Below are 15,944 nucleotides of genomic sequence, written 5' to 3'. Positions count from 1 at the left end.
ATCCACCTGCTTTTACAGCAATTCTTTTATATCTTTTTGAATATCTTTTGGTGCAGTTTGAGGTGCGTATCGTTTCACGACTTCACCTTGACGATTCACTAAAAACTTTGTGAAATTCCACTTTATCCCTTTGGAACCTAGTAGACCCGGTGCTTGTTCTGTTAAGTATGTAAATAACGGGTGTGCATGCTCCCCTTTTACATCTACTTTTGCAAACATCGGAAACGAAACGCCATAGTTTAACTCGCAAAATTGTTCAATATCATTTGAACTTCCTGGCTCTTGACCACCGAACTGGTTGCAAGGAAAACCTAGAACCGTTAGGCCGTTTTCTTTTTCTTCTTCGTACAGCGCCTGCAAATCTTTATATTGAGGGGTGAAGCCGCATTTGCTAGCTGTATTCACAATCAACAGCACGTCACCTTGATAGTTAGATAGCGATACGTCTTCGTCTTTAATTGTTTTTGCCGAGTATTCATACACACTCATCAAAACGCCTCCTTTTCCCTATTGTAATTCACTTTATTTCGGAAGTACAACTGAAACGCTCTTATGATTTGTCGTAAAGAACCTTTAGCTGATCAGTCGTTTGCAGCATGTAATCAATCATCTCGATTAAATCTCCTACTTGGTCTTCGTAAATAAATCGGTTAAAGGTTACCTCAATATTGTTTTCATATTCGCTTCCTCCGACTTCATGAGTAATACGCTGCTTAACAACTCTTGTTGTTCCCCAGATCCTCTCACACATTTCCTGTATGTTTTGAAACTCAGCTTCTTCAAACGGTTTTTGTTTTTTTAGCTGAAAATGAATATAAACTGTACAACCTGGTTTTTCTACACGGGAAGGCGTTAATTCGGCATGAATGTTGTCTAAGTCGGTTGATAAAGTTAGCGACGCGGTACAGCAAAAATGCTGTTGAAAAGAAATGCGGTACGTTCGAGTAAACTGAGCTAAGTCTACAAAATCTTCGCGATTCGTAACAGATACTTGCCCAGATAAGTCAAGATCATAGATCTCTCCTTCTACAACAACTTTTAAATTATCAAATACAATCGGATCAAACATTTCAACTACTTCCTTTTTTATAAAATACGAACAGTCAGCTCTTCTTCTTTCTTGCCAAATTAATTCATAACATACCTGTTATTTTATTTTATATTGCAAGAAAGAGATTGAGACACAACTAAGTCCACCCAATCTACATCTAGAAGCCACTACACCCATGAAACTTATTTTTACCATAACTATGAAAAAATCCGAACGAGTTTGATTCTTCATCAAGAATCTTGCTTCATCGTTCGGATTTTCCTTCAACTAAAATACTCTTACCCTAGCCTCTTCTCTTAAAAAATCCCTAGTGCATGTCCATTCTCGTCAATATCCATATTGAGCGCAGCAGGTTTTTTTGGAAGTCCAGGCATTGTCATAATTGAACCTGTTAGCGCCACGAGAAACCCAGCTCCGAGTGAAGGACGGAATTCCCTTACCGTAATCTTAAAATCAGTTGGTCGCCCAAGCTTCGTCTGATCATCACTTAACGAATACTGCGTTTTGGCCATACAGATCGGCAGATGATCCCAACCGTTTGCTTCAAATTGCTGTATTTGCTTTAACGCTTTTGGAGCAAAATCTACGCCTTGTGCTCCGTATACGGTTTTAGCAATAGCTTCTACTTTTTCTGGAATCGAAGCTGACACATCGTAAAGAGGAGAAAACTGACTTTCTGTCTCGTTCATGACTTCAAGAATTTTTTCAGCAAGCATGACGCCGCCTTCTCCACCTTTTTCCCATACTTCTGTTAAAGCAACGGGAACATTCTTTGAAGCACACCAATTCATAAGCGCTTCTACTTCACCTTTTGAGTCCGTCACAAAACGGTTCACGGCTACAACGTAAGGAACGCCGAATGCCTGAATGGTTTCAATATGCTTTTCCAGATTTTCAATTCCCGCTTCTAAAGCCTCAATGTTTTCTTCATTTAAACGCTCTTTAGGAACGCCCCCATGCATTTTCAAAGCGCGAATTGTCGCAACGATTACCACCGTTTCTGGTTTAATATCTGCCATACGAGCTTTAATATTCAGGAATTTTTCTGCACCCAAATCTGCCCCGAATCCCGCTTCTGTTACTACATAGTCACCTAGTTTTGCAGCCATTTTTGTGGCAATGACGCTATTGCAGCCGTGGGCAATATTAGCAAAAGGACCTCCGTGAATGAGGGCTGGAGTATGTTCCAACGTCTGTACAAGGTTTGGTTTAATCGCATCTTTTAAAAGAAGAGTAAGCGCTCCTTGTGCACCTAAGTCTGCAACCGTTACAGGCTCATTGTCCATGTTATAAGCTACCACAATAGACGCTAAGCGACGCTTCAAGTCTTGTAAATCTGACGCTAAGCAGAAAATAGCCATAATTTCTGATGCCACCGTAATATCAAATCCATCTTCTCGAGGAACACCCTGCATCGGACCACCTAATCCAATGACGACCTGACGCAACGCGCGGTCGTTTAAATCTACCACTCGTTTCCACGTGATTTTACGTGTATCAATACGCAATTCATTGCCTTGATGTATATGGTTATCTAAAATAGCTGCCAGCGCGTTGTTAGCTGTTGTGATGGCATGCAGGTCTCCAGTAAAGTGTAAGTTAATATCCTCCATTGGAAGCACTTGAGCATAACCGCCTCCAGCGGCACCTCCTTTAATCCCCATTACCGGACCAAGAGATGGTTCACGCATAGCGACAATCGCTTTTTTACCTAATCTATGTAATGCCTGAGCTAAGCCAACCGTCACTGTCGACTTCCCTTCTCCTGCTGGAGTTGGATTAATAGCTGTAACTAAAATCACTTTCCCATCTTGTTTTGTGTGTAAACGTTCCATAACGGACAAAGAAAGCTTGGCTTTATAATGTCCGTACGGCTCTAGCTCGTCCTCTAAAATATCCAGCTGTTCGGCAATCTCTTTAATCGGTTTAATCGTTGCCTCTTGTGCAATTTGCAAATCACTTTTTATTTGCTTCTTAGTTGTCATATAAAAACCCCTTTTCTGCTGAGAATTCTTTTTAAACACTTCATCAAAAAAGGATAAAATCCATTTTCTGGGGGAGATATGAAGTTTAATAAATACAGGAACGACTGCGCTATAAATTTTACTAAGTTGCAGTCAAGCTAAAAAAGCATAGCAACGCTCCAGTTTAACCTTATTGTACCATTTCATTTTAGCCATTACGCATATTAATGCTCTTTTTTTTCAAAATTCAATTGCTTAATATTCTGTATATTCCTATAATAGTATATTGTACATAAATGTTGAACCTCATCTTCACGTGAGAAAGAACATTTATACGCGTCATTACTTCGAAATCGAATAGGAGGAATTTTTATTGCCTATTAATATTCCACGTGATCTTCCGGCAAAAGAAATTTTAGAAAAAGAGAGAATTTTCATCATGGACGACGTGCGCGCGGTGAACCAGGAAATTCGCCCGCTTAATATTGTTATCCTAAACTTAATGCCGGAAAAAGAAAAAGCTGAAACTCAATTATTACGTTTACTCGGAAATTCACCGCTGCAAGTGCATATTACACTTCTTTACACGGCAAGCCATAAAGCAAAGACGACGAGTAGAAATCACCTAGATCAGTTTTATAAAACGTTTGAACAAATTAAAGAGCGAAAATATGACGGAATGATTATTACAGGAGCACCTGTAGAACATATACCATTTGAAGAAGTAAACTACTGGAAAGAACTTCAAGAAATTATGAATTGGTGTAAAACAAATGTGACTTCTACCCTTCATATCTGTTGGGGAGCTCAAGCCGGACTTTATCATCACTTTGGCATTGACAAGCGACCTCTTTCTGATAAATGCACGGGTGTATTTACACATGTTGTATCGAGTGAAGAACCGATTAAGCTGCTGCGAGGATTTGATGATGTCTTTTATTCTCCTCATTCCCGTCACACTGATGTCGACATGAATGAAGTAAAAAATCATCCTGACCTTGAGCTTCTTTCCTACTCTGAAGAAGCTGGTGTTTATATGGCGATGTCTAAAGATGAAAAGTTTATTTTCATTACAGGGCACCCAGAGTACGACGTTCAAACACTGCAAGAAGAATTTCTTCGAGATACAGAAAAAGGGCTAGAGCCGAAGCTTCCGGAACACTATTTCCCAAACAATGATCCCGACAAGAACCCCTTAAAAACATGGCGCTCTCATGCCAACCTGCTGTTTATGAATTGGTTGAACTATTATGTTTACCAAGAGACTCCATATCTGTGGGAATGAAAGAACCGAGCGGCCGTATTTCAAACATAAAAAACGACAAGTCCTTATATGGATTTGTCGTTTTTGCATTTATTGTATTTCTTTTTTCTAAAGTCTCCCTTTCTTTTTTAATTATTATTTAGAACATAGTTTTATCAAATAAATAAAACACAATCTTCTAAAAGATTGTGTTTTACAGTTCTTTAATATATTCAATGACCGAATCTGGAAATTCGTTTCGAATTCCGCAATTCCCACAATAAAATCCGCTATATTCGTCTGTCGCAACGTACTGTCTTAAAAGAAACAATGTTAACCTGTTTGGGAGACCGCATTCTGTGCAAAACGCCAGGTATTTGCTGCGCTGTCTGTTTGCTGACATACGTTTCATCCTTTCGATTAACTATAGAAAGCGTTTTCTTATTTATATGGAGCTTTCTTATTAGTTTATGACAGCAATTACGGTCTACCTCCAATTATTGTCGCGACGAGAAGGGCGGAATAAACGCAGAATTAAATTAATTATAAGCACAATAGCTAAAATATTAATTAACAACCCAAAAATCCCGCCCAGTGCACCCATATGACCAAGCAAACCGCCAAATAACATCCCTGCCAGGCCGCCATAAAGCAGTCCACGGGCGAATCCTCCTCGTTTTGAACGGGTAACGCCCCGATTTACAGTTCCATTTCTGCGGTTTGAAAAATTAGACCTCGGCTCATTTTGTCTAACGCTTGGCTGTCTATTAAAGGACCGCTTCCCCGAACGATACGACCTTGCACTTACGTTATAGTCATCATGATAGGAAATATATTCAGCTAAGGGAGATAAACTTAGCGAAAAAATCAATGCTACGGCAATCATTATTTTTTTCATCTGCTTTTTCCTTTCTTCACCTAATAGTAACTGTTTATTATAGTACGCTGTTTCATGCATATCATACGTTTTGACACAAAAGGGAAATTCAGTTTCATACAAAATTTTTAATCGGGTATCATAACGTTATACTTTGCCCTAGAAAGGAGCGTGCATGTACATGATACGAAGAATTAGCATACTGCTTTTTACACTGTGCTTCTTATTTAATGGAGCCCTTCCTGCACTATGTAAAGCGGAACAAGTAAAAAATGTAGAAGTGCGTGACCGTTTGCTTTATCAAGGTAATAACCAACTAAAGCAAACCGCCCTAACATTTGATGATGGACCGGATCCGCGCTTTACTCCACATGTATTGGATCAATTGAAAAAGCATGGTATTAAAGCAACCTTTTTTCTTATTGGGGCAAAAGCTCACGAACATCCTGAGCTGGTGAAAAGAATGGTAGCTGAAGGTCATGCTGTTGGGATTCATACCTATTGGCACCCCAATTTACTAAAGGAATCTACTGAAAAGTTTCACTGGGAAATTGCCAAAACTCAGGCTATTATTAAAAACATTACCGGTTTTGAAACACAGCTGTTTCGTCCTCCATATGGAAATTTAACGCAAGAAATGATCAACGAGCTGCCAAATGAAAATGTCTATGCGATTAACTGGTCTTCTGATTCATTGGACTGGAAGCAAATCCCAGAAACAGAAATCACCAAAAATGTATTTAAGAACATGCACGCCGGAACAATTGTTTTGATGCACGACGGCGGCCATTGGACCATGGACCTTTCTAACACCGCAAAGTCGCTGGATACCATCATTCCTAGACTTAAGCAAGAAGGATATGATTTTGTGACCGTCCCAGAACTTTTGCACATCCCTTATCCAAAAAATTAAGCTCCAAAGAGTTTCTGATTTAGAAACTCTTTGGAGCTTTACGATTTCCCTTGATAGAAAGTAAATATGCCTCTCCTACAAAAAGAGCGTGTCAAAAGATCTAATTCAAATCCATCTTAAAACTCAAAAATATGCCTTATTTCTTCAAAACGTTATCATACTAAAGATACAAAAAGAGGCATTCTTTTTTTGTTCCATCGCTCTACAATAGAGGGAATTTACGGATAACCTCTAAAATAGGTTTTAAGTTGCATGATTAGGAGTAAATATTACTATAACTACTCTCATATTTTTAGACAAGCTGCATATATATAAAATGAGAGAGTCGAACACATTCCACATATCCCTAAATTTCTTCTTCTCACAAAAAAATTGACAAACTTTTTTTGTCAACAGGTGCGTATAGATATGATAGAATTCCTATATAATGACCTGGATTCATTTCTAAACAAGGAGTTTTGACTATGATTAATGAACAAGAGACGTTGTTATTTATTAAAGAACTTGGCCGCTTGTTGAAAGACTATCAAAACTGTTCAAACGCCTCTGTAAAAAGTGAAATATATAAAGATATCGTGTTGTTGAGCAATGTTATCCAGTTAGATCACGTGAACGTTTCTTACGCTTAGAAAATCCTTTTTATTTCTTTATAAATTTCAGTTTTTCTACTATAACTACAGAAAAGGAAGAAGGGAGACGATTTCCATCCATCTCTTTTCTTCCTTTTCTCGTTATCGGTTTTTTATGGTTATTTAGAACATAGTTTTATTAAAATTATTGTAGAGTTTTTCGAGTGTCTTCGGTCCAACTATTCCATCTACCTGCAGATAAAGTGCTTGTTGAAAAGCTTTTACCGCTTTGAAAGTGGAAGACCCGAATATACCGTCTGCGCCTCCAAAAAGAGAATAACCTAAGTGAATAAGCATACGCTGAATTAACTGTACGTGATTTCCTCGATCTCCGTATTTAATTAACATGCTTGAAGCCTTTGGCGTCTGTTTTTTAGGTACTTTTCCACTTCGAAGCTCCGACAAAGATAAACCGAATGTATATTGAAAATGAGGGTAATCTTTTAAGCTTGTCCAATCTCCTCCCCATTCCAACCCAATCCTTTTTCCTATCTCTCCCGCTTTGTTCCATCTTCGATCAATGGTCCAGTCAACTTTTCCGTCGTTATCAAGCAGCGCAATGTCAAAAGCTAGTCCATAATTATGATAAGAATAGCCGCCTTTGGCATTAGTCACAATACTTCCTGGTGTTGTTCGGCCTTGTGAATATAGTTTGTGCTGATGCTCTATCGATCTAAATCCTTCAGTGATACTAACAAATATGCTTTCTTTATATGCTTGCCCAATGAGCTCGTACGCTTTTTCTTGCACTATTTCATGTACATCTTGTAACTTATTTTCTGCTTTTTGTAACAGCTTGTCTAATGATAAATCACTCATACTCCCCACTTCTTAACTAGATGGCTTCTCCTTATATATACGTATAAGACGAACTCTAAGGGAGGCATCCAGTATCAGTTTATACGGGAAGTAGTTAAGTTGTGCAACATGTAGAGCTGCTGTTATTTCAGCACCCAGTGGCTGATAGCCTTCGCTACTCCGTTATTGACATTTGTATCTGTCACCCAGTCCGCTGCTTCTTTTACAGCTTCCTGAGCATTTCCCATGGCGATTCCACACCCTGCCGCTTCAATCATAGCCATATCATTTAAGCTGTCTCCCATGGCAATGACTTCATCCATTGAAATGCCCAAACGTTCACATACAGTCATGATCCCTTTTGCTTTGTTAATACCAAGTGCATTAATTTCTAGATTCGTTAAACTAGAGTTGCTAATTTCAAAATCTGAAATGCCTGCTATTTGTTTCAGCACTTCTTCTCGTAAAGCATCATCTGGAATATCGTAGCCAAACTTCAGCCATTCCTGTGAGGCAATATCTTCTGGAAATTCGTCTCTCCATACTTTATCCGTAGTCACAGCCCAAAAGTTAAGCTTATGCTCTTGCGTTAAATTCCACATCTTCTCGATGTAAGAAGCATCAATTAATTTTCGTTCTACAAGCTCTCCAGATTCATCCCAAATTTCACTTCCGTTTACTGTAATAAGGTAAGAAGATAGCTGAAGAGACTGCGCATATTCACGGCATGTTAAAAGAGATCGCCCCGTGCTTAGCACCACATGAACACCCTGTTCTTGGGCTTTAGCAATGGCCTCACGATTTTCTTTAGAAATTTCTTGCTGATTGTTCAGCAGCGTTCCATCCATATCTAGTGCGATCAGTTTAAATTCTTTCTTTTCATTTGTTTGCATCTTTCTCTCTCCTTCTCTTCAATAGTAGGTATGACATTACGCTGAGCATTTGACTTACACTATGTAACTCTTATTATAACTGTAGCACAGGAGCATTTCGCTCTGCATCAGATAAGTGTTAAAATGGGCAATTATTCTACGGGGAATAATTGAAGGAAAACAAAATAGCTTTGCCGTAATTTACATATAACGCTTTTCATTTTTAGTTATTTCAACTAGAATTTTGGTAAAAGGATGTGAATGCTATGAATACTATTATTTCACCAGATGACTTACATACTGCATTACAGCAACCCCAACACTCCATTGTGTTGCTTGACTGCCGATTTACCCTTGGGAATTCTGAGGCAGGCGCAAACGCTTATCAAAATGAGCACCTCCCGAATGCTCATTATTTGGATTTAGAAAAAGATCTGTCTTCTGTGGCTACTTTGCACGGAGGAAGGCACCCGCTGCCTGACGTTCAAAAGCTAGCTCAAAAGCTCGGCAGCTTAGGAATTAATGCTGATTCAAAAGTCGTCGTTTATGATGAACAGAACGGAATGATGGCTTCAAGAGCATGGTGGCTACTGCGATATATAGGAATTGAAGACGTACAAATTTTAAATGGAGGTTTTAATAACTGGAAGCAATCGGGATATGAAATAACGAAGAACGTACCAGAAGGTTCTCCTCAAACGTTTGTACCTTTCGTTCAACAAGATTGGGGACTTGCAGAAGTTGAATACGTAAAAAAGAACCTTCATAACCCTAATGTTGTTCTTATCGACTCTCGTGAAAAAAGGAGATATCTCGGCTTAGAAGAATCCATTGATTTTGTAGCAGGACATATCCCAGGGGCCATTCATTCTTTCTGGCAAGATGTGTTAACTTCAGAAGGTTTATGGAAAACAGATAAAGAGTGGAAGGAAATGTTTTCAGCTATTGATTCTCACGCTGAAATCATTGTATACTGCGGATCGGGTGTATCTGCTTGCCCGAACGTTTTAGCTTTAAAATCAGCAGGTTTTCCAAATGTAAAATTATATACCGGCAGCTGGAGCGATTGGATTAGCTATCGTGACAATCCAATCGAGAAAAACAGATAGACAAAGAAGGCTCAGTCTCACCAAAAGTATAGAGGCTGAACCTTCTCTTTTTGTATTCTTCTTATTAGCCGCATGTTATTTACTGAGCCTTAACATAAAATCATGAAGCCGCTCTAAGGTAAGCAGATTTTGATTACATGCTTCGCTATCTTGACAAATATAATTTCCTCGTTGTGTAAATGTCCCTTGAACAGTTCCTTTGATTTCAGCAGTGAACATACCGACTTCCTCGTAGCTGTGGCAAAGCGTGCATATTCCTTTCTGATTGATAGGTTTAAACGTTCCTTGAATACCTTTTAACATCTGGGTATACGGCTCCTGCGCTACGATAAACTTTCTGTTTGAGCCTTTATCGATCCAGCTAACATAGGAAATGCTCGTTAGATCAATGCTATCAGCAGAAGGGACTTTTAACTTTTTCACTTTTGGAAACAACTTTTTCACGCCAGCTTCTGTAAAAGATTTAAATGGAATCACGTAAGGCTTTATCGTTTCTAAAAACACCTCTGCTTGCTCCTTATTTCTAACTTCAGCAACTGACAGCAGTAATTCTTCCTGTTCCTCGCTAAGAACATCAAACACATTTAATACTTTTTCTTTTGCAAGAGCTTTTAAAGCCTGCAGCACATCAGAATTGTTTACTGTTCCATGCCCATTGATAAGGATTTGCGTTTGGCTTTTGATAAAGTTATATTGATCATTTCTTATAAACGCTTCCACGTTCTTCACTCCTTCTTCATTTAATCAGCTACTTTTTACTTTACCGTACGGATTCCTTTTATGAAATGTAAAAAATAAATCAGAAATAAACTATACCTAAAAAAGCGCGGGCATTCAGTTGCCAGCGCTTGATTTCTATCGTTGCTTTTTATATACAATTTTTTTGATGGTTTCGGTTGACAAAAAGTATTCACGGGCTAGTTCCTCAATTGAAGTTCCTTTTTTAAACAAATTCTTAATCCGTTCGTTTCGCTCGTCAATCAACTTTCTTCCACCAGAGCAAGTTCCCCATTTTCTTTTTGCCTTCTGCGGCTTTGGAATATAAATGGTTTCTCCTTGAATGTATTTTTGAATTTCACTAATCAGCTCTTCAGGTAAAATATTTGTTGCTTTTACATACGTCATTTCTGCCAGCTCCTTATGTGGTTTTGCTTATACAATAAGGGGCAAAGCCGTATATATTAGAAATGAGATATGCGCGGTTAGGCGATGTCTATTACTAAACCGTCCATCCCATGCAAAGTATCGCCTTTCTAATATCAGGCTTTGCATGAGACGCTGCAGTATCCGGTAAACATCTTTTATTTACCATTTATTACACCTCCACTTTACATCGACTGTAAACCAAGCTTGTATAAAATTACAATTATTGGCTCAGATTTTATTATAAGCTATCTATAATCTTGCACACAACACCTTCTTACTTATAAAGATGACACCATAAATAAAACGAACGTGCAGGGAGCTCGCTGTTCCTCCTGCACGTTCGTTTTATTTTTGTTATGAACGCTTCTGCTTTTTGTTAGCTGAACTGCTTTGAACACCTTGTTCAGAAGTGGTCGTCCCTTGTCCTTCTACATTTGGTGAACCTAGTTCTGATTTTGAGCGGTCTTTTTTAATTTTACTCATGTCACTCACCTCCAGTTTGTAGTGTACCCTTTGTACAGCTACATATAAGGAGAGGTGTGCTGTTTTTATTGTTTCTTAAGCATAAATAACCATAGAAACGTTAAGGCTTGCTTTAATTCGTTTGGGAGCTGTCCAATCAGCTTACCTGTAACATTTCGCTTATATACACCTTCGCCATCGATTACTTCCCATCCATTTTCTTTTGCAAGCTGTTCAAATTCCCACGGCATCATCGTATTGCAAATAACGTCTTCACCGTATAATCGTCGAAAACTATTGGTACGAGGCTGAGCAGTTGGTCCAAGAATACCTACACATGCATATCCTCCTGGTTTTACAACTCGGTGCAATTCCTTCAGAGCTAATCGCGGGTGCTCCGTCCATTCTAGGGCGTTGATTACCATAACCCCTTCTACTGATTCAGAAGACAGCGGGAGCTTCATAATATCAGCTTGAGCGAACGACACATTTTCACTTTTATGCAGTTCAGATGCTTTTTGAACCATTTCTTCTGATAAATCAAGACCGATTGCTTTATATCCAGAAGCGGCTAGAAGAGACGTCCCAAACCCATCACCACAGCCGACGTCTGCTAGCAAAGCGCCTTTTTTAAGATGTTTTTGAATAAATGGAATAACTGTTTTCCGACTTCCGTTTTTCCACATTTCTTCACTTCGGCTATTCCAAAATGATACTTTTTGGTTCCACTCGTCTTGAGCTTGATCATGCCAATTAAATGTTGTCATTTTTTATCCCCTTTGCACTCTTTTCTTTACCTTATCACTTTTTGCAATGAATAAAAACGACTATTTCAGCAACCATATAGATGTAAAGGAAGGTGTTTATTTGTATGAAAGAACGTTTCGTTGCGGTACGTAAAAATGCAGACGGTGACCTGCTAGAATTTCAAACTGCTTCAGGAGCTGTTTTAACCTATGAAGAAGCGTTAAAGAAAGTAGAAGCGGGAGACGTTGAGCATGTGAGTACCTTTGTAGGGAAAGACGGCGGTACGTATATTCGCAGTATTCCTGACCATGACAAAACAAATAACTTAGATGCATTGCCATCATTTTAAAGGAGAATGAATATGACAAAAAAGAATAATAAAGGAAGCGCTAATCAAAGTAACCCAAAAACGCAGCACCATCTTGTTGAAATGGGTGAAGAGATTTCAAGCGGGGATAATTCAAAGGGAAACAAACGCAACAAAGATCAGTCAAGTAAAACACAATAAAAAAAGCCGTGCTAAGAAGCACGGCTTTTTTTATTAATGTTGGCTTGGAAGACCTAATGTTGAAAAATCTCCTGTTGCTACGCTTGTTCCAACTGAAGCAACACCTGCTACTAATGTAAACGCTAATGCCATACCGACTAATACTTTTTTCATAATTATTTCCTCCTCTTTCTTTGATTTGACTCTAGTGTATCACAGGATAAAAGTAGATGAATTCCTTTCTATCAGTATTTATCCCCTTAAAACCACGGATTTCCTCCATTTTGATAGAAATTTCTCAAAAATTATAATGATAGGAATATTTTAAACAAATAGAGCTTCAAGTTCTTTTTCTACTAGCTTGACGAATCGCTCATTTCGTTGCAGGGTGAAAATGGTCATAGACTTTTCCATATATTCTTTACCTTGTTCAATTTTACCTAATTTGATTAGGCTCTCTCCTGCTTGGTAATGAAGTTCTCCAAATAAATACATTGATTCATTACTAATGCACAAATCGATTCCTCGGTTGCTATATATTAATGATTCATCATAGTTACTCATATCTCCAAGCGTTTTGGCAAGTGCATTTAAAATTCTAATTTTTATATTTTCGTCTTTTGTTTGGGGCAGCTCATTTAAGCTTTTGAGTGCTGTTTGATATGTATCTAGAGCCTGTTCATACTCTTTCTCTTCATAAAGAATAATTCCAATGCTATTTAAAATTTCAATTTCTCTTTCTTTATAAAACGTTGCCGATTGCTTAGTAAGCTCGATCGCTTGGTACATTTTAGACAGCGCATCTTCTTTATTATGATGAATGTAATACACGCAAATACCTTCGTGCCACATTAAAAATTGCTTGTTCAGCGGATTTTGAAACAGAGGACTTTCTTTTTCTTTTACAATGATATTATGAATAGCATCATAATCTCTCTGACGAATATATTGACGAATTAACGATTGAACCGCATCTACGTAATCAAGTCGAGGTGATTCTACACTATCAAAAAAGTAGTTAACATCTACGCCAAGGCGCTTAGAAATTTTATAGAGGGTAATGCTTGATGGATATTCTTCACCGTTTTCAATTTTGCTGATTTGCGCTTGTGTACAAATGTCTCTTGATAATTCTTGTTGTGTCAACCCTGCCATTTTGCGAAGGTCTCTCATAACACTCCCAATTCTATACTCTCTCATCTCTTTTCTCACCCTTACTTTCACATAATATATTCTCTCTATAAACATATAGTGATTTTATTTAGATAGTCAACTGTAAACACGTTAAAAATTTATACAATGTTTCGAAATTGACCATTCCCTATAATAGCAAATTAATCTATAAGAGTAAAATAGTGTATGATTTCTCTTCTCTAAAAAATCCCACCAAAAAATGAGATTGAGACATAACGAAATCAATCCAATCTACAGACGAACAAATAGGATGAATAAGCTAATATAGATCACTTTGTTACACCGCTAAAAACACCTGCATACATGAAACCTATGTTCACCATAACAGCAAAAAATCCGAACGATAAATCGTTCGGATCTTCCTTCAACTAACATATTTTTGTTCCATCCTCATTCACATTTTTATTTATAAACAGGATATCCAACAAATTTAAAGTCTTTGCCGATTGACGTCACAGAAAGACGCTCCACGTCCACTGCGTCCCACATTTTCTCTACGCCTTTTCCTTCTAGGAAAGTAGGAGCTTCTTTTCCTCCTGAAAGCTTTGGAGCCATATACAGCACCAATTTATCAATTAAACGATTTTCCAGGAATGCGGCATTAACTTCGCCCCCTCCTTCAATTAAAAGAGACGACACAAATTTCTCACCTAGTATAGAAAGCATATCTTCAAGATTTACTTTGTCCTCACCGCTTGTAACAAATACTTCGACGCCTTGCTTTTCGAGCTGTTCTTTTTTTCTTTTGAATAGCCCTGACTTGTAAATACCCACGTTGGAGCTAAAGAATCCGTTGCTAGCTTAGATTCAAGCGGCATACGCAACTTTGAATCCATCACAATACGAATTGGGCTGCGGCCGCCTTCAATGCGAGTTGTCAGCTCGGGGTTGTCCTTAATGACCGTGTTCACCCCTACTAAGATACCCGCTGTTTCGTTACGCAGCTGATGTACATCCAAACGAGCTTCCTCAGAAGTAATCCACTTGCTGTGAGAAGAAGCAGTTGCTATTTTACCGTCTAACGTAATCGCTGACTTTAATGAAACAAACGGCTTCTTCGTTACAATATACTTATTGAAGACCTCATTCATTTGACGTGACTCTTCTTCACATACACCTGTTATGACCTCAATGCCTGCGGTTTCTAAAATTTTAACTCCATTACCTGCTACTAAAGGATTAGGGTCTAAAGTTGCTATCACCACTTTTTTTACACCGGATTCAACTAGCGCTTCAGCACAAGGACCTGTACGTCCGTGGTGTGAACAAGGCTCTAGCGTTACGTAAGCAGTCGCTCCTTTTGCTTGTTCGCCAGCCATTCGCAGCGCGTGAATTTCAGCGTGCGGTTCGCCAGCTTTTAAATGCGTACCAATTCCAACGATTCGATTATCGTTTACAATAACCGATCCTACAAGCGGATTTGGCTCTGTTTGTCCTTTTGTTGCTTTTGCGTTTTGTAAAGCTATATTCATATAAAATTCGTGATTGATCAAAGAAGAACCTCCTCTTTTAAATGTCCTGAACGTTTAACTTTAGTATCCAAATACTTTTCATTAAACTGCGATACATCTCCCCAAAGTGGAACGCGCCCTGATAAAAGTGCGCCGTTTTTCTCAAGCGCGATTAGCTTTTTGGGATTATTGGTAATCAGCGTAACCGGTTTTTGGCGCAGCACTTTTAACACGCTGATGGCATCACTATAGCTGCGAGTATCATCTTCAAATCCTAACCCTTCATTCGCTTCTACCGTATCAAATCCGTTTTCTTGAAGAACGTATGCCATTGCTTTGCTGAATAGGCCAATGCCGCGTCCTTCATGATTTGCTAAATAAAATAGCGCTCCGCTCCCATTTTCGACGATCATTTTCATTGATTGTTTTAATTGAAAACCGCAGTCGCAGCGTTTGCTTCCGAATATATCTCCCGTATGGCAGATACTGTGCATACGAATGAGTGCCTCATGCGATTCTTGAAAATCTCCGTACACAAGAACACTAGATTGCTGCATGTCAGCTAAATTAGCTCCTTGCATTTTTCCAATAAGCTCTTCCGTACTTAAAGATCCTTCTTTTACATTATCAGAACGCAACCATGAATACCAACTAAATACTTGTGTCTCACCATCCAGATTCACAGGAAGCGTAATAGGTCCTACTATATAAATAAAATGGTCTTCATTTTTTACTACGTTAATTTTATCTTTTAAAATTGAAACAACTTTTTGGTTAATCACAGTCATTTCCTCCTCTTACGTATCTTCTCACTTACCTACCATTTTCAAGTTTTGCTCAATTTCTCACATGAGCAACTGTTTTTTAGCACTTCACAACATTTATTTTTTTAAATTGGTTTACCAGCTTACTAAAAGTAAGTAGGTTTACTTGCATAAAGTATTATATGACGATACATTTATCTTGTAAAGCTTTTATGTTCCTTTTGTTACTTTTGGTAA

At 38.3% G+C, this 15,944-nt stretch carries 19 protein-coding genes and 1 pseudogene; 6 read left to right on the top strand and 14 right to left on the bottom strand.

The genetic code is table 11. From position 1 onward, the window contains the following. Positions 1-12 precede the first annotated feature (12 nt). The 3 genes from Q5794_RS10530 to Q5794_RS10520 form a co-directional block, all read right to left on the bottom strand. Entirely contained in the window at positions 13-489 is a 477-nt protein-coding gene (locus Q5794_RS10530) for a glutathione peroxidase (protein WP_025752029.1), read from the bottom strand. A 61-nt stretch (positions 490-550) separates the two neighbouring features. Continuing rightward, entirely contained in the window at positions 551-1,069 is a 519-nt protein-coding gene (locus tag Q5794_RS10525; protein WP_025752028.1) for a hypothetical protein, read from the bottom strand. A 278-nt stretch (positions 1,070-1,347) separates the two neighbouring features. Beyond that, positions 1,348-3,036, bottom strand: a complete 1,689-nt coding sequence (locus Q5794_RS10520) for a formate--tetrahydrofolate ligase (RefSeq protein WP_214987188.1) — start codon at positions 3,034-3,036, stop codon at positions 1,348-1,350. A 352-nt stretch (positions 3,037-3,388) separates the two neighbouring features. Here Q5794_RS10520 and metA point away from each other — a divergent pair, with 352 nt between their 5' ends. Then, positions 3,389-4,300: a homoserine O-succinyltransferase gene (metA, locus tag Q5794_RS10515; RefSeq protein WP_192997203.1), complete on the top strand. Its 912-nt coding sequence runs from the start codon at positions 3,389-3,391 to the stop codon at positions 4,298-4,300. A 172-nt stretch (positions 4,301-4,472) separates the two neighbouring features. Here metA and Q5794_RS10510 read toward each other — a convergent pair whose 3' ends face one another. Continuing rightward, positions 4,473-4,661: a hypothetical protein gene (locus Q5794_RS10510; RefSeq protein WP_014460480.1), complete on the bottom strand. Its 189-nt coding sequence runs from the start codon at positions 4,659-4,661 to the stop codon at positions 4,473-4,475. Positions 4,662-4,745: 84 nt separating this feature from the next. Then, on the bottom strand, positions 4,746-5,156 hold the full coding sequence (locus Q5794_RS10505; RefSeq protein ID WP_028408813.1) for a hypothetical protein: 411 nt from the start codon (positions 5,154-5,156) through the stop codon (positions 4,746-4,748). A 160-nt stretch (positions 5,157-5,316) separates the two neighbouring features. Here Q5794_RS10505 and Q5794_RS10500 point away from each other — a divergent pair, with 160 nt between their 5' ends. Together Q5794_RS10500 and Q5794_RS10495 are read left to right on the top strand one after the other, a co-directional pair. Continuing rightward, positions 5,317-6,048: a polysaccharide deacetylase family protein gene (locus Q5794_RS10500; RefSeq protein ID WP_192997202.1), complete on the top strand. Its 732-nt coding sequence runs from the start codon at positions 5,317-5,319 to the stop codon at positions 6,046-6,048. Positions 6,049-6,512: 464 nt separating this feature from the next. After that, the gene (locus tag Q5794_RS10495; protein ID WP_013056680.1) at positions 6,513-6,677 is read left to right on the top strand and encodes a hypothetical protein; all 165 of its coding nucleotides are present in this window, start codon (positions 6,513-6,515) and stop codon (positions 6,675-6,677) included. A 123-nt stretch (positions 6,678-6,800) separates the two neighbouring features. Here Q5794_RS10495 and Q5794_RS10490 read toward each other — a convergent pair whose 3' ends face one another. Continuing rightward, a complete protein-coding gene (locus tag Q5794_RS10490; RefSeq protein ID WP_129708433.1) occupies positions 6,801-7,496 on the bottom strand; it encodes a peptidoglycan-binding protein in 696 nt (231 codons plus the stop codon). A gap of 122 nt (positions 7,497-7,618) precedes the next feature. Beyond that, the gene (locus tag Q5794_RS10485) at positions 7,619-8,368 is read right to left on the bottom strand and encodes a Cof-type HAD-IIB family hydrolase (RefSeq protein WP_116072793.1); all 750 of its coding nucleotides are present in this window, start codon (positions 8,366-8,368) and stop codon (positions 7,619-7,621) included. A gap of 245 nt (positions 8,369-8,613) precedes the next feature. Here Q5794_RS10485 and Q5794_RS10480 point away from each other — a divergent pair, with 245 nt between their 5' ends. Beyond that, the gene (locus tag Q5794_RS10480; RefSeq protein WP_374989073.1) at positions 8,614-9,456 is read left to right on the top strand and encodes a sulfurtransferase; all 843 of its coding nucleotides are present in this window, start codon (positions 8,614-8,616) and stop codon (positions 9,454-9,456) included. Positions 9,457-9,531: 75 nt separating this feature from the next. Here the strand turns inward: Q5794_RS10480 and Q5794_RS10475 are convergent, their stop codons facing one another. The 4 genes from Q5794_RS10475 to Q5794_RS10460 form a co-directional block, all read right to left on the bottom strand. Next, on the bottom strand, positions 9,532-10,176 hold the full coding sequence (locus tag Q5794_RS10475) for a FusB/FusC family EF-G-binding protein (RefSeq protein WP_192997199.1): 645 nt from the start codon (positions 10,174-10,176) through the stop codon (positions 9,532-9,534). Between the two features lie 135 nt (positions 10,177-10,311). Next, positions 10,312-10,581, bottom strand: a complete 270-nt coding sequence (locus Q5794_RS10470) for a CD3324 family protein (RefSeq protein WP_057243870.1) — start codon at positions 10,579-10,581, stop codon at positions 10,312-10,314. 375 nt (positions 10,582-10,956) lie between these two features. Then, entirely contained in the window at positions 10,957-11,085 is a 129-nt protein-coding gene (locus Q5794_RS10465) for a YuzL family protein (RefSeq protein ID WP_013056674.1), read from the bottom strand. 65 nt (positions 11,086-11,150) lie between these two features. Continuing rightward, the gene (locus Q5794_RS10460) at positions 11,151-11,831 is read right to left on the bottom strand and encodes a class I SAM-dependent methyltransferase (protein WP_374989072.1); all 681 of its coding nucleotides are present in this window, start codon (positions 11,829-11,831) and stop codon (positions 11,151-11,153) included. 104 nt (positions 11,832-11,935) lie between these two features. Between Q5794_RS10460 and Q5794_RS10455 the strand changes: the two genes are divergently transcribed. Continuing rightward, complete coding sequence (locus Q5794_RS10455; RefSeq protein ID WP_013082820.1) at positions 11,936-12,160, top strand: DUF3892 domain-containing protein; 225 nt, start codon at positions 11,936-11,938, stop codon at positions 12,158-12,160. 12 nt (positions 12,161-12,172) lie between these two features. Further along, complete coding sequence (locus Q5794_RS10450) at positions 12,173-12,319, top strand: hypothetical protein (protein ID WP_013056671.1); 147 nt, start codon at positions 12,173-12,175, stop codon at positions 12,317-12,319. A 303-nt stretch (positions 12,320-12,622) separates the two neighbouring features. Here Q5794_RS10450 and Q5794_RS10445 read toward each other — a convergent pair whose 3' ends face one another. The 3 genes and pseudogenes from Q5794_RS10445 to Q5794_RS10435 form a co-directional block, all read right to left on the bottom strand. Beyond that, the gene (locus tag Q5794_RS10445) at positions 12,623-13,498 is read right to left on the bottom strand and encodes a helix-turn-helix domain-containing protein (protein WP_014460489.1); all 876 of its coding nucleotides are present in this window, start codon (positions 13,496-13,498) and stop codon (positions 12,623-12,625) included. A gap of 396 nt (positions 13,499-13,894) precedes the next feature. Continuing rightward, a pseudogene (ribD, locus tag Q5794_RS10440) lies at positions 13,895-14,985 on the bottom strand (bifunctional diaminohydroxyphosphoribosylaminopyrimidine deaminase/5-amino-6-(5-phosphoribosylamino)uracil reductase RibD). Further along, positions 14,982-15,731 (bottom strand): GTP cyclohydrolase II, encoded by a 750-nt coding sequence (locus Q5794_RS10435; protein ID WP_214987192.1) that lies wholly within the window; start codon positions 15,729-15,731, stop codon positions 14,982-14,984. The pseudogene ribD and the gene Q5794_RS10435 overlap by 4 nt, the downstream one beginning before the upstream one ends. Between the last annotated feature and the right edge of the window lie 213 nt (positions 15,732-15,944).

This window comes from Priestia megaterium (assembly GCF_041941685.1).
In the GTDB taxonomy this organism is placed as follows: domain Bacteria; phylum Bacillota; class Bacilli; order Bacillales; family Bacillaceae_H; genus Priestia; species Priestia megaterium_C.
This window is presented reverse-complemented; position numbering and strand designations above follow the sequence as displayed.